Raw genomic sequence first — 12,727 nt, 5'->3', positions numbered from 1 at the left:
GTTGGAATAATTTAGTTTTCCATTAGGACTTTTGCCCAAGGAAGGAGTTTATTAATTGTTTTTTCAGATGATGCTGTTAATAAAGGGAAATTCTTCTCTCCTAAATTTTGTCCTGCTTTGATTGAATCAGGATTTTCGTTTAACCAAATAATCGAACAATTCAATTCTAAAAGTATTAGCCATGCTGCGGCCAAGTCCCAAATTTTTGGAGTAGCTTCTAATGCTCCAATTGTTTGACCTAGAGCAACACTTGTCATATTCAAACTTGAAACTCCAAGCAATCTTATTTTCCCAGGAAAAGATTTAGTAGGTTGAAGTTGTAAGATTTTTATAGATCGACTGCAAAGTGAAATGCAATTATTATTAATTAAAGATAGATTTTTCCTGGAAATTTTTTTATCATTTAACCAAACTCCTTTGCCTGCGATAGCAAGAATTCTTTTATTAAGAGCTGGAATATCTAAAAAAGCAGTCTCAGGTTTACCATTAACAAATCTTGCAATTGAAATTGCCCAATAAGGAATTCCAGCTGCAAAATTAGTTGTACCATCTAAAGGATCTACTACCCAAAATGCATTTGATTCAGGAACTATCTTCGACCCTTCTTCACTTAAAACACCTTCGGATTTATTAGTGATATTTCCAATTCCTTCTACTATTTTTTGATCACTCCATCTATCACATTCAGTTATTAATGTGCCATCATTTTTTATATCAGAATTAATTTCTCCAAAATCATTTAATTGTCTCTTAGATACTTCATCGATTAATTTATTTACTGCATAAACTTCTTGTTGAGAAAGTGAGTTTGTTGTTGTTTTATTCATCATCCTAATAAATAGAAAATATCATTTGCAAAGTGCTTTTAAATTATTTGATCTAATTATAAACTCATCTATGTCATTTTTTACTTTTTTTTCAATTGTATTAATTTCAAAACATGATTGCAATGAATCTATGCCTGTTTTCCTTCTTAGTTCTGCTAAATGAATATTGTAATTAGTAAGTGATTTTATATGATTCACTTTTGCATCTGTTAAATCTCTTTGGTGATTAATTACTTCGCGTTGGGTTGTTATCCCTGATTTAAATCTAAGATTTGCTAGCCTTAGAGATTCTTGAGCTGTTTGAACTTCTTGTTTAGTTGTTATTATATTTTTCTCTTCAGCTTCAAGTTCATAAAAGCTTTTCTCTACATCTTTTTGGATATCAGATAATTTTAATTTATATTTATTATTTGATTCTTTCTCTTTATTCTTATTATATAAATAGTTGGATCTTGACTTTCCACCGTCTATTAGCTTCCAAGTTGCTGATAGACCAACTGTATTATTTAAATTGTTAGAAGTATTATCCATACTTGGAGAGGATACGAGTGCTTCACCTTTCTTATAAGTTGTACTTAACGTATTATAAAAACTTAAAACTGGCTTTTTCTCCGCAGCAGCCCTTAATGCATCTTTTTTATTAATTGAGATATCAATCAGAGCAACCTCTAGTTCTTTATTGTAACCAAATGCTGCAATAACACTTTGATTAATAGGTGTGTTCCAATAGCCAAAGATTTCTGGCTTAGAGCCTATTGAAGCTTGTACGTGTTCTGGAAGATTTAAAATACTTGTCAACTCCCTTTGCTTTATTTTTTTATTACCTATTTTATCTGATAGTAGTTTTTTATCTCTTGAAAGTTGAGTTTTAGATTCTAAGACTTCTAGCTTGGTGCCAATACCTGCTTCAAGTCTAATCTTTGCTTCATTCAGCGCTAGTTTAGAGTATTCTATTGATTTTTTAGCAACTTTTACTTCTTCCAATGCTTGTTGCAGTAAGTAGTAACTTTTATAGGATCTTAGCGTTATATCACGTAACTTAATTCTATAAGATAGCTTTGCTTTTTCAAATTTTTCTCTGGCAATTTTAATTTTTGATTCTTTTAAAGGATTAATGACATCCCACTTTAATTCTGCGGATATTGAAGAGCTTAATTGACTGCTTTTAGTATTAATAGAACTATTTGGTTGATTATATGTATTTCCACTTAGATATTTAGGTAATCCATTAGAGGTTAAGCTCAGCGTTGGATATTTTTCTGAAATTGAGCTGCGGAGTAATAACTTACTTTGTTCCACTCTTAATCTTTCATTTTTTAATTCTAGATTATTTTCTATAACTAGACTTTCTAATTCTTTTAATTCGATATTTAAAATTTTCTTTATTTCTAGGTCATTATTATTAATTTTTAAAATATTATTTTTACTTTCAGCCTTTGCCCCTAAGGCAAATGAACTTGCATTATTAAGTGTTATCAATGCAATACTAAATCCTAGAAATAATTGACTGAATCGTTCTATTTTAGTTGAAGTTCTCATTTTTACTTTCTAGTTAATAGTTCTGTTCCAAGTGCCGCATTAACGATATCTTCAGCACTGTGAACTATATTGATAGGTACTCTAAGTGATTGGCTAACCTCTTCTATAGTCATATCATCTAAAAATACAGGTTTATCTTCTTTTAGCATTACAGAAGGCACTAAAAGTTGATCACCAAGATTTTTAGAGGAAAGACCTTCTAAAATATCTTTTCCAGTCAATAGTCCAGTTACAACTTGCTCTTGCCCCCAATATGGGCTTGGCAAACCATATAAATTTACACTTAGATTTTCAATAGAGTTAAGTTTTTTCTCGGCTTCATAGAAAGCATTTTTAACCATTTTTCCGACTACCCAACTTATACTTCTTTTATGTGGTATTTTCCTTGGCAGACTTGAAGTAGCACAATCTAATTTTTCTAAAAAAGATCGAATACTTCCTACACCGTTTTCTTCCTGAGGCAGGTCTTCATAATCTTTTCGAATAGGTAGTTTTTTATTGGCAATTAAATACCATTCATCGGAAAGCCATGCAAAGCGGGAACCAATTTCATTTTTAAACTCTTTTTGCAAACTCTCTACTTGAAATATAGTTTTTTCTGCACATTCCTGAGTGACAGGAGTTAAGCCATCATTATCAGGCCTAAAACGAGTGAGCCCGACTGGTACTACTGCTATTGATAAAATTGCTGGCCAATCACCTTTAGCGAATTGAAAAAGATCTGACAATGTTTTATCTAAGAACTTTCCATCATTAATTCCTGGGCAGACAACTACTTGAGCATGTATTTGTAGATTTCTTTTGGAAAACCAATTTAGCTGTTCCATTATTAGAGCTGCTTTTTGGTTCTTTAAAAGCTTTGTTCTTAGTGAAGGGTCTGTTGCGTGTACAGACACAAAGAGTGGCGAAAGATTTTGTGACTCTATTCTTTGCCAATCTTCTTTGGAAAGATTGGTTAGAGTTAAATAAGAACCATATAAAAAACTCAAACGATAATCATCATCTTTTAAATAAAGACTTGATCGTTTACCTGGAGGTTGTTGATCAATAAAGCAAAATGGACAATTATTATTGCATTGCTTTAATCCATCAAATAAAGCTTCCTTAAAAATAATTCCTAAACCATCATCCGCATCTTTTTCAAACTCTACTTGATGCAATTTTTCGTTTTTATCAATAACTTCTATTTTGATTTCTTCTTCACTCACCAAAAAGTTGTAGTCAATTAGATCACGGGGCCGAATCCCATTGATTCGCAATATTTTGTCTCCTGGCTGAATGCCAAGATCTTCCCCTATAGATCCTGGTTCTACTGATTCAACTAATGCAGGTTTTAGATTACTTTGGCTTGCATGCGTTTTCAGTGAAGTGGAGTGACTGTCATTGGTGAGTTCTTTCCACACAGAAGCAATAGTTGTTTGACAGTTAGATTGTGAGCTCAAGCAAAAAGCTATAAGGCTTCATCTAACTTTAATATTATGAACAAAAACTTAGAAGATAGTTTGATTTTCAATAGATAAATACTGCAAATAAGTGAATTTCTCTATGGATAACCTGTGTGGAGCTATGGTCTTTAACGTTGGAATCTAAAATCATGGTAAAGACCCTTCTCTAGAAGAAGGGCTAATTGCTTTGTCTTTAGGCTTCGCGTCCTTGGAAAAAGTCACTTCTGGTTAACCAATCGCTATCTAAAAAGACTTCGGTTAACTCGGAGTCATATTTATCAAAGCCCAGTACTTTAAGGTTCTGGGCAAGTACTTGTGTGATTTTACCTGTCTTTATTCAGGCTCCATGGGTTCATATCTTTCCATTATCTGCACTTTTATTTACTTTTGTTTTATTAATCACAGGATTGCTTTTAATAGAATTTTTTGCAGATCGCTTTATCAATGTTGGTTCACTTCTAATTGGTGTTAGTGGTAGCTGGTTTGGAGGTTGTCTGTTTTGGGGATGGCTACGGGCATATCCTGTTTGGCATCTTCCAGTGGAAGCGATTGCTTTGCCAATCGCTTTAGTTGGATTAAATACTCGCTGGAGAATGGGTTCTGGTTTTTATCTGGCTTCGTTACTTGGAACTGCAATTACTGATTTCATGATTGTTTGTACTGGAGTAATGAAATCATGGCCAAATGTTGTGAATGCAAACTTCAAGAATGCATCTAAATTATTAGGACAAACTGCTCATGATTTGCTGCATTTCGACAAAATAATTTTATTATTACTTGCATCAGCTTTGATTTTGTATATTGCATATTTAATGGATAAAAGGTCGATGCTAGGTTCAGATTTTGAAAAAACATGGATAGTATCTAGTTCGGCTCTTGTAACTACCCTTTGGGTTGATGGATTGTTTTTGATAACAACTCTTATTCAGCCTCAATTAAGTGGTTTGATTTGAATAATTTATCCTTTAGTTTATGAATTTAGCTAATAACCTTGGTTCTATTCCTGAAAGTTCTTGGGATGTAGTTGTGATTGGCGCTGGTGCAGCAGGCCTAATGACATCAATTGAGTTATCTAATAAATTTAATGTGTTGTTATTAAATCGGAATACTAGTAAACGTTCGTCAAGTAGATGGGCTCAGGGTGGTATAGCCGCGGTTACTCGTATTAATGATAGTGATGACAGTCATGCAGAGGACACTTTTAATGCAGGGGCGGGACTTTGTGATGCTGATGCAGTAAGAATGTTTGTTCAAAATGCTCCTCAATGTGTCGATCGCTTAATGAGTTTAGGAATGGAATTTGATAACGAAAATGGTGTCTTGTCTACGACCTTAGAAGCAGCACATAGTCATAGGCGTGTTTTACATGTTCAAGATCGCACTGGAAGAGCTTTAGTTGAAGTTTTACAAGATCAAGTTGAACAAAGAGAAAATATTTCTCATTTGCGAGGCATTCGAGTTACGCAACTTTGGGTTGAAAATAATATGTGTTTAGGAGTGCAGGTTTTAGATGGCTCAATTCTTAAGTGGATCCCTTCTAGAGCTGTAGTTATTGCGACAGGGGGAGGAGGCCATTTATTTGCTAATACAACTAACCCAGCACAAGCATGTGGAGAAGGCATTGCTTTGGCATGGAATGCAGGAGCAGCAATAAAAGATCTCGAATTTGTTCAGTTTCATCCCACAGCTTTGAAGCTTGATGGTGCACCATGCTTTTTGCTTTCAGAGGCTCTAAGAGGAGAAGGCGCACTTTTGACTGATAAATATGGCCAAAGTCCTGTATCAAAACTATTGGGGAAGGATCTTGCACCACGAGATCAGGTAAGTAGAGCACTTTTTCAAGCAATGCGCAGTCAAGGAGTTAACCATCTCGGCTTAGATTTAAGAACTATAGGTAGGGTAAAAGCTACAAATCGCTTTCCCACAATCCTGCAAAGATGTAGAGATTTTGGTTTAGATCCTTTTAGTCAGATTATTCCTATTGCGCCAGCTGCTCATTATTGGATGGGAGGCATATCTACAAATTTGTCTGCAGAAACTGATATGCCAGGTTTATATGCTGTTGGTGAAGTCGCGTGTACTGGGTTACATGGTGCAAATAGATTGGCTAGTAATTCCTTAATGGAATGTCTTGTATTTGCAATGCAATTTTCTTCTTGTGAATTAGCTGGCTTCCGAGAAAGGTTCAATAAAAATAGAATTATAAAAATAGATAAAATAGATTTTAGAAAAAATAGTACTTTTAACTCCAAAGATTTAATTTTTGAAATCGAGAAACTCCGCAATTTACTCTGGCGAGTTGCAGGTGTTGACCGCTCTCCTCAGGGTATTAAAAATGCAATATCTTCTATTCGTAAGGACTTTGATCTGATTAAAAGGGAACCCCTTCTAGAGTTTATTTTGAATCACAAGTATGATATGCACTATGAATTAGATGAAGATCAACGGCGAGATATAAATCTATTATTAGATTTATATCACCGACAAATAACAAGCCTTTTAATGCTGGAAGCATGTTATTTTCGCAGAGAGAGTAGAGGAGGACATTATAGAAGTGATACTCCTTCCACTATGCCTCATTGGAGATGTCATTCCAGACAGAAACTTGGCTACAACATATCAACTAGACCTGTAAATATTTAAATTATTTTTATTTAAATTCCTTCGATCCTTTGTAATTACTTATCTTCGCTAACTCCTCTAAAGATTGTGCTCCTGATGTAATTTCTCCATTAATTTCCCATGAAGGGTATGAAGTTATACCTTTTTCTTTACATAATGCACTTTGATTATTTACTCCATCTTCAGCACATTCTACTAGTAAAAGTTCGGATACTGCTTCTTTCCCAAATAATTCTTTTTGTAATGCACAGTATTTACACCAATAAGCAAAATACATTTTTGCACCTTCATCTTTTAGATGTTTGGCTAATTCTATAGCTGAATCATTACTCTCTCTTTGAACAATGGGAGGAAGGTTATAGTTATTTGGTGAAATATTTTTGTTATTAGGACTAACCGATGAGGCCCATATTAAGCTACCTAAAAATACTATAAGAGAAAGAATTATTCCTCTGAAGATTAATTCACTAGTATCTTCCCAGCCTCCACCAATAAAAGATAGAACTAAAATAGATATTGAAATTATTCCAGAAATTATACAAAACAAACAAAAACCTTGAATTTTAAAAACCATTATTCCTATTAGGACTATACTGAAAATAGACATAGAACATGAGATAAGAAATATCAGCCACCATGTTCTTTTTGAAAGATCACTTCTCTTATCTTTAAGCCAAGGAGTAAATGTGATTAATGCCATTACTAGCATTAAAAGATATCCACTAAATCCAGCTAAAGATAATGGAATTGAAGTTTCATTTATAGTTAATAATGTTCCCCAAGCACTATTTAAAACTTTATTGCAACCTTCAATTCCACCAGGGCATGAAAGTGTCCCTATAAATCCCCACTTATTTAAAGTAATTGTACCTGTATCAATTACACCAACAGTTGAGAGAATAGCTATTGCTATTCTGCTCCATTTGAAACCTTGCTCGGAGCGTCTACGAGTTTTAAGGCGTGTTGTGCCCATTATTAGAAGATTTTTTATGCTTGTAGGATAAGTCTAGAAAGTCTTTCTAATATCGCCTTTTGGAATCCCAAGATTCGTTGTTTTACTTATTTCTATAATCAAATTAGCTTTATTGCTTTTAAAGCTTTATTAATAAGAAAAGCTGTTCCAAGCCCAGCGGCAACTAAGACGAGATAAAAAATTACACCCATTCAATTAAGCTCCGTACTTTTTAAGTAAATGATAAAACAAAGATTACAGTAATTGGGGGCAATTCTCCAGAGACTTGTCTAATTAGTCTTGTTTGTAGTCTTTGTTATGTCTTAGACATTCCTCTGCCCGTTGTAGTTCTCTCCCTAAGTACAGAGCATGGTCAAGTCTACTTATAGGATATTCATTGCTTCCTTCGGTTATTTTTATTCCAACTTCTTTTGCGCTGCTTCCTCTATATGTAGTAGTGGGAACGCGTTGTAAATCATCTTTACATCCAATAGGCTTCCCTGTATCAGGGTTAATTGCTCTTCCTAAGCTATCGATATCATTGCTGTAGTGCTCTACTAAAATCTCATGTTCAGACTGGTCAATCTTGACAATAAAATATCCTTTAGGATCAAGCTCGATAAGTCTTTTTGAGAGCTTTTCATCAAGTTCTTTAATCTTCTTTTTGATTTGGGTTTCAATGATTTGATAGTTCATTTTTTAACCTAAAAATTAGAAGCGCATCCAATAAATCTGTCCCTAAGAGCATATATCGATTTTGATATACCCTTATCTTTTTAAGAAATATTTCTTTGAAAATCATATTCAATTTTTCTATATACTCATAAAAGGTATTTGATCTTCTGTCTGGATAACTTATAGCTGAAAGCTTAAAGAGAGTAAAGCTTAACGCAATTGCAAATGATGCAATTAATAAATATGAATAGTAGGACTTGAAATTTTTATTTATTGCGGAAGAATTTGGATAGGAAATATTTAAATACTAGCTTTGGTGAAGCCATGTTATTCCCCTCTATAAGATCATTGCAGGAAATCTCTATAGCGAGCATCCCTTTTGTAAAAGATAAATCTAGAAATGCCAATTATGTAAAAGTTTCAAGACCAATAAGTCAATCATCTATTTACGCTGAACATAAAATTCTTCGAAAGAGAATGAAAAAGGAGCTTAGAAATATTCAATTTCCTATTGCTTCTTAAATTATGATAGTTAAGTTTTTAGCTTATTGTGATTTATGTATTAATTGGTTTTCTATTGAAAAACGTCCACCATTATTTAAAAAGAATGAAAATTGTATTTATTGCGGATCAAAATTAAAGTTAAGAGATTGGAATGAAAATGATTAGCCTGTGACGAAGCTCCTTAAAACAAGAAATATAATTAAATTTACAAGAATAAATGAGATATATACTGTACCTGGGTTCTTTAAGCCCGATGGAGCTGTTAATTCTATGCCAAATAATCTAAAAACACTTTGTGATCCTTTGTTCTTGTAGTTTAAAATCCCTTTTGGATTTATAAGTTCTTTATCTTGAGAATTTCTATCTTCGATTTCTTTCATAAACTTTTAAAATAACTATACAATAGAATTATGTCATTAAAGACAATTTTCCATTGTCTTTTTTAAAGGGTACTTCATTATTAGTTGCTTTAATTTCTTCAAGCATTAATTTATTTGATTTGCATAGCCATGCTCTGATTAATTTATCCATATTTGGTTCATACCATCTATGAAGACTAGCACTTGGTTTTGCAATAAAACCTCGTCTTTTTTTTTGACTTCCTCCAGCACCTGGGTCAAAACTCTTGATGCCTTTAGTGAATGCCCACTCAATTGGCGAGTAGTAGCATAGTTCAAAATGCAAAAAGTCAATATCTAGCTTGCTCCCCCAATATCTACCCCATAGTTTTTCACCATTAGTTATACATAAAGACATTGCAATAGGTTTTATTTCATCAGATTTATTTGCACTAAATAAAACAATTTCATTGCGATATTTTTCTAATGCAAGTTGCTCAAAAAACGCTCTTGAGAGATATTTGCTGCCCCAAATCCCCCATCTACTACAATGACTTTCATAAAAATCATGCATCATTTGCATATCTTGAAGATTAATATCTTCTGCATATTTTACTGAGACATTTATATTTGCTTTTTTAATCGAATTCCTTTCTTTTTTTATATTCTTTCTTTGATTGGAATTAAACTTTAAAAGATAATCTGAGAAATTTTTATTTTCATTTGCCTCCCATATACTTGTTTTGTTTAGCCAAGTTGCACAATTTGCTTTTTCAGCAAGCACTTGCCAACTTGGATCTACGTATAGAAAATTACAACTGAGGATATTATTATCTACACAGAACGAGTCAATTTGATTAATAATTTCTCTAGTTAGATATAGCTTATCCTCTTTGTTAGAAAATAAGAAACGGTATCCTTCTACAGGACTTACTGGACTCATTCCTATTAATTTTGGATAATACCTCTTGCCTAATTGATTAGCTAATTCTTCAAACTGGTTGTCAAATATAAACTCTCCATAGCTATGTCCTTTGAGGAATAGAGGTGCTATTGCTACAGGATTCTTCTGAAATTCACGCCAAACTGATAAATATAAAGGTTGCCATCCAGAAGTAGCTACTATACTTTTAGAATTTTCTAAAGCATATAGCCATTTCCAGGAGTAAAATGGATTACTATTTTCACCTAAGAGATAATCCCAATCTTTTTCATCTATTTCTGAAATAGATGCATTCCATTTGTATATCAGCTTTGCCATATCATTAGAAACTAATTATTTATACTTTACATATTATAATTGTTAAATAGATTGTAAAATTAAATTTAGTAGAATTAAAAATTATCATAATTCCTATGGTAGTGTAATAATAATTCATTGTCTTCAAGCTTTTTAGCTTCTTTCAGAATCCATGAATTCTTTTTTTGTAAGTCCATAGAAAGATTATTTAAACTACTTGGTATCCAAGAAAAACTTCCACCTATAAGCTTTGGAGTTAAAGTGATTTGCAATTCACTTATTTGATCTTCTAAAAGCATAGAGCCAACTATCTTTGAACCCCCTAGCACTACTAACTTTCTGATATTAAAAGTGTAAATTTCCTCTAGTGTCTTTGACCAATTAGATTCAAATTCTATTGTTCTACTATAACCTTTACAATAATTATTACTAGTTTCAAAATTTACTTTTGATCTAATGAGCCACCTTTCAATTGGCTGTTTAAAAAAATGCCAATCTAATGAATAATTTTTTTTATTGCTAACAACTATACATATAGGTTGCTCAGATCTTCCTTCAGATTTGCGTTTATCTATTAGTTCTTTTCTATGGATTAGACATGTACTTTTATGCGCTCTAAGTGTTTCTCCTCCCATCAAAGTGGCATCAGCCCATGCTAATGAATTCTCTAAAACTTTTCTATCTCCTTCATCTCCAATATCAATTTTTGCACCATTTGGTAAGGCTATTTTACCATCGATACTTGTAGCCAATACAACTCTAGCAATAATTTTTTTCAATTAACTTAATTACTAATTGAAGTTTCAAGAGTTCTCGTTACATTTTCTAAAATAGGAGATTCTGCATAAACTTCAGCTGCGTTATTAGGACTTTCTTGAAGCTTGACTTTATGTAAACTTGCTCCAAGTTGATTAATTGGTGCTTTTAATTTATCAGATATATGAAGTGCTATGTTCTCAGCGGTAGGAACAGTGATAGCGAAATGAGGGATATCTTTATTTAAAAAAGTGTGATCAAATGGTTCGACAATTAAATCCTCAATAATTTTTTGCAGAGCTGATAAATCACAAATCATTCCAGTCCTAGGATGAATTTCTCCTCGAACGGTTATATCCACCAAATAATTGTGACCGTGACCGTTTGGTCGAGCACATTTACCAAAGATCTTTTCATTTTCTTCTTGAGGAAGGTCTTCCCTTGCTAATCGATGTGCAGCAGCGAAGTGAGTGCGAACAGTTAAAAAAGCATCCATGGAATTTCCTAAATAATCAGCCCAAAGAGCAGGGTTTTCATATAGACGGAGGGAAATGATTGGTAAATGTGGTTTCAACCTTTTCCAGATTATTCGAACTAGTGACTCTGTGGTGGGAAGACAACCTTCAGGTTTGGAAATATCGAATTCAGGCCACACGTGATTTAGAAATCGAAAGTCAAGTTGTTTTGTGACTTCATTTTTGATGGCATGTTTAACATCCGATAGATTAAGAACCATGCCGAATTGATCTAGTGCGCCCTCCATGGATACGATTAATTCGTAATTGTGTCCATGACCTGGCGCTATCGAACAAGGTCCAAAAATCTCTGAGTTTTCTTTATCGGAAAATTCAGGTAGCCAATATCGATGGCTTGCACTAAAACAAGCACGACGAGTTATGACACAGTTGCGACCTTCACCATGAGGTTTTTTAGATGTTGTATCAGTCATGCATTCTCAGATTGAATGCCATGTTAATAAGCTCATTTTTTGTTCTGTTTTTGAGAGGAATCATGTGAGCTCCACTTCATTAAAACAAATTTTGGGAGGTCGCAATCTTTATTTGATTGGGATGATGGGTTCTGGCAAGTCAGAAACTGGTCCCCATATAGCCCAGAAACTTGGATATAGGTTTGTTGATACAGATTTAGTTATAGAGAAAGCTGTAAAGAAATCTATTACTCAAATTTTCGAAGAAGATGGAGAATGTGCTTTTCGAGAAATTGAAACTCAAGTTCTTAAAGAAATTGGCAAATTATATTCTCTAGTTATTGCAACTGGTGGAGGCATCGTTACTCGTTCAGAGAATTGGGGGATCTTGCATCAAGGAATTGTAGTGTGGCTTGATCCAGGCCCTAAGCGCTTATTGGAAAGGTTGAAGAAAAAGAATGAATTAGAAAAACGCCCTTTGATTGCAAATGATGATACCTCTCGTGCTTTTGAGAAATTGAATCAAGATAGAATACCTCAATATAATGAGGCTGATTTACATATTTCTGTACAAGAGGAGTCTCCAAAAGAACTGTCCAACTTGATTGCCAAGAATCTAATATCTATACTTAATTATTCGGAGAATCAAGACGGACAGCGAACCATTGAATAGTAAAACCTGGTTTAACTTCTAAATCACATGCAGTATCTAATAGATGCTTTGCAGCATTTTCTATAGAATTTTTTGGTTTTAAGTCTTCAGGTAATTCATCAAGGTTTTTTAACCAATTTGATATCCATATCAATGTTTCTTCTGTATTTAAAAATTGTTCATTTTTGCCTGGTTCCAGGACTACAAAATTATCAATCTCTCTGATTAAAGGATCTGACATCGTGGTAA

Annotated in this window: 15 protein-coding genes; 4 read left to right on the top strand and 11 right to left on the bottom strand. The window is 33.4% G+C overall.

Annotated features, from left to right (window positions below):
• Positions 1 to 11 precede the first annotated feature (11 nt).
• From SOI85_RS05730 to SOI85_RS05720, 3 genes are read right to left on the bottom strand one after another with little or no spacing between them, the layout of a single operon-like run.
• Complete coding sequence (locus SOI85_RS05730; protein ID WP_320663462.1) at positions 12 to 827, bottom strand: inositol monophosphatase family protein; 816 nt, start codon at positions 825 to 827, stop codon at positions 12 to 14.
• A 21-nt stretch (positions 828 to 848) separates the two neighbouring features.
• Positions 849 to 2,366 (bottom strand): TolC family protein, encoded by a 1,518-nt coding sequence (locus tag SOI85_RS05725; RefSeq protein WP_320663461.1) that lies wholly within the window; start codon positions 2,364 to 2,366, stop codon positions 849 to 851.
• A 2-nt stretch (positions 2,367 to 2,368) separates the two neighbouring features.
• On the bottom strand, positions 2,369 to 3,769 hold the full coding sequence (locus tag SOI85_RS05720) for a TIGR03279 family radical SAM protein (protein ID WP_414477810.1): 1,401 nt from the start codon (positions 3,767 to 3,769) through the stop codon (positions 2,369 to 2,371).
• A 359-nt stretch (positions 3,770 to 4,128) separates the two neighbouring features.
• On the opposite strand from SOI85_RS05720, the gene SOI85_RS05715 reads away from it, so the two are divergent.
• On the top strand, positions 4,129 to 4,764 hold the full coding sequence (locus tag SOI85_RS05715) for a DUF3120 domain-containing protein (RefSeq protein ID WP_320663460.1): 636 nt from the start codon (positions 4,129 to 4,131) through the stop codon (positions 4,762 to 4,764).
• A gap of 19 nt (positions 4,765 to 4,783) precedes the next feature.
• Positions 4,784 to 6,454: an L-aspartate oxidase gene (gene nadB, locus SOI85_RS05710; RefSeq protein WP_320663459.1), complete on the top strand. Its 1,671-nt coding sequence runs from the start codon at positions 4,784 to 4,786 to the stop codon at positions 6,452 to 6,454.
• Between the two features lie 7 nt (positions 6,455 to 6,461).
• Here the strand turns inward: nadB and SOI85_RS05705 are convergent, their stop codons facing one another.
• The 3 genes from SOI85_RS05705 to SOI85_RS05700 all read right to left on the bottom strand — a co-directional run bounded on the left by SOI85_RS05705 (position 6,462) and on the right by SOI85_RS05700 (position 8,081).
• Positions 6,462 to 7,406, bottom strand: a complete 945-nt coding sequence (locus SOI85_RS05705; RefSeq protein WP_320663458.1) for a vitamin K epoxide reductase family protein — start codon at positions 7,404 to 7,406, stop codon at positions 6,462 to 6,464.
• Positions 7,407 to 7,504: 98 nt separating this feature from the next.
• A complete protein-coding gene (gene petL, locus SOI85_RS09740) occupies positions 7,505 to 7,597 on the bottom strand; it encodes a cytochrome b6-f complex subunit PetL (protein ID WP_414477779.1) in 93 nt (30 codons plus the stop codon).
• A gap of 82 nt (positions 7,598 to 7,679) precedes the next feature.
• Entirely contained in the window at positions 7,680 to 8,081 is a 402-nt protein-coding gene (locus SOI85_RS05700) for a DUF4346 domain-containing protein (RefSeq protein WP_320663457.1), read from the bottom strand.
• Positions 8,082 to 8,333: 252 nt separating this feature from the next.
• Here SOI85_RS05700 and SOI85_RS05695 point away from each other — a divergent pair, with 252 nt between their 5' ends.
• Positions 8,334 to 8,582: a hypothetical protein gene (locus tag SOI85_RS05695; RefSeq protein WP_320663456.1), complete on the top strand. Its 249-nt coding sequence runs from the start codon at positions 8,334 to 8,336 to the stop codon at positions 8,580 to 8,582.
• Between the two features lie 143 nt (positions 8,583 to 8,725).
• Here the strand turns inward: SOI85_RS05695 and SOI85_RS05690 are convergent, their stop codons facing one another.
• The 4 genes from SOI85_RS05690 to SOI85_RS05675 form a co-directional block, all read right to left on the bottom strand.
• A complete protein-coding gene (locus SOI85_RS05690) occupies positions 8,726 to 8,944 on the bottom strand; it encodes a hypothetical protein (RefSeq protein WP_320663455.1) in 219 nt (72 codons plus the stop codon).
• A 28-nt stretch (positions 8,945 to 8,972) separates the two neighbouring features.
• On the bottom strand, positions 8,973 to 10,163 hold the full coding sequence (locus SOI85_RS05685; RefSeq protein WP_320663454.1) for a GNAT family N-acetyltransferase: 1,191 nt from the start codon (positions 10,161 to 10,163) through the stop codon (positions 8,973 to 8,975).
• A gap of 74 nt (positions 10,164 to 10,237) precedes the next feature.
• Positions 10,238 to 10,921, bottom strand: a complete 684-nt coding sequence (locus SOI85_RS05680) for a RibD family protein (protein ID WP_320663453.1) — start codon at positions 10,919 to 10,921, stop codon at positions 10,238 to 10,240.
• A gap of 5 nt (positions 10,922 to 10,926) precedes the next feature.
• A complete protein-coding gene (locus SOI85_RS05675; protein ID WP_320663452.1) occupies positions 10,927 to 11,847 on the bottom strand; it encodes a 6-carboxytetrahydropterin synthase in 921 nt (306 codons plus the stop codon).
• Between the two features lie 64 nt (positions 11,848 to 11,911).
• Between SOI85_RS05675 and SOI85_RS05670 the strand changes: the two genes are divergently transcribed.
• The gene (locus tag SOI85_RS05670; RefSeq protein WP_320663451.1) at positions 11,912 to 12,499 is read left to right on the top strand and encodes a shikimate kinase; all 588 of its coding nucleotides are present in this window, start codon (positions 11,912 to 11,914) and stop codon (positions 12,497 to 12,499) included.
• Here the strand turns inward: SOI85_RS05670 and SOI85_RS05665 are convergent.
• A complete protein-coding gene (locus SOI85_RS05665) occupies positions 12,456 to 12,719 on the bottom strand; it encodes a chlororespiratory reduction protein 7 (RefSeq protein ID WP_320663450.1) in 264 nt (87 codons plus the stop codon). The two genes, SOI85_RS05670 and SOI85_RS05665, sit on opposite strands and share 44 nt — an antisense overlap.
• Between the last annotated feature and the right edge of the window lie 8 nt (positions 12,720 to 12,727).

Source organism: Prochlorococcus sp. MIT 1223 (assembly GCF_034092465.1).
Lineage (GTDB): Bacteria > Cyanobacteriota > Cyanobacteriia > PCC-6307 > Cyanobiaceae > AG-402-N21.
The sequence above is the reverse complement of the archived record's forward strand: the minus strand, read 5'-3'. Positions and strand labels throughout refer to the sequence as shown.

Bases quoted from the DNA above. Each gene is read 5' to 3' on its own strand.
- SOI85_RS05730 (WP_320663462.1), bottom strand. From the start codon at position 827: ATGAATAAAACAACAACAAACTCACTTTCTCAACAAGAAGTTTATGCA.
- SOI85_RS05725 (WP_320663461.1), bottom strand. From the start codon at position 2,366: ATGAGAACTTCAACTAAAATAGAACGATTCAGTCAATTATTTCTAGGA.
- nadB (WP_320663459.1), top strand. From the start codon at position 4,784: ATGAATTTAGCTAATAACCTTGGTTCTATTCCTGAAAGTTCTTGGGAT.
- SOI85_RS05705 (WP_320663458.1), bottom strand. From the start codon at position 7,406: ATGGGCACAACACGCCTTAAAACTCGTAGACGCTCCGAGCAAGGTTTC.
- petL (WP_414477779.1), bottom strand. From the start codon at position 7,597: ATGGGTGTAATTTTTTATCTCGTCTTAGTTGCCGCTGGGCTTGGAACA.
- SOI85_RS05700 (WP_320663457.1), bottom strand. From the start codon at position 8,081: ATGAACTATCAAATCATTGAAACCCAAATCAAAAAGAAGATTAAAGAA.
- SOI85_RS05690 (WP_320663455.1), bottom strand. From the start codon at position 8,944: ATGAAAGAAATCGAAGATAGAAATTCTCAAGATAAAGAACTTATAAAT.
- SOI85_RS05685 (WP_320663454.1), bottom strand. From the start codon at position 10,163: ATGGCAAAGCTGATATACAAATGGAATGCATCTATTTCAGAAATAGAT.
- SOI85_RS05675 (WP_320663452.1), bottom strand. From the start codon at position 11,847: ATGACTGATACAACATCTAAAAAACCTCATGGTGAAGGTCGCAACTGT.
- SOI85_RS05665 (WP_320663450.1), bottom strand. From the start codon at position 12,719: ATGTCAGATCCTTTAATCAGAGAGATTGATAATTTTGTAGTCCTGGAA.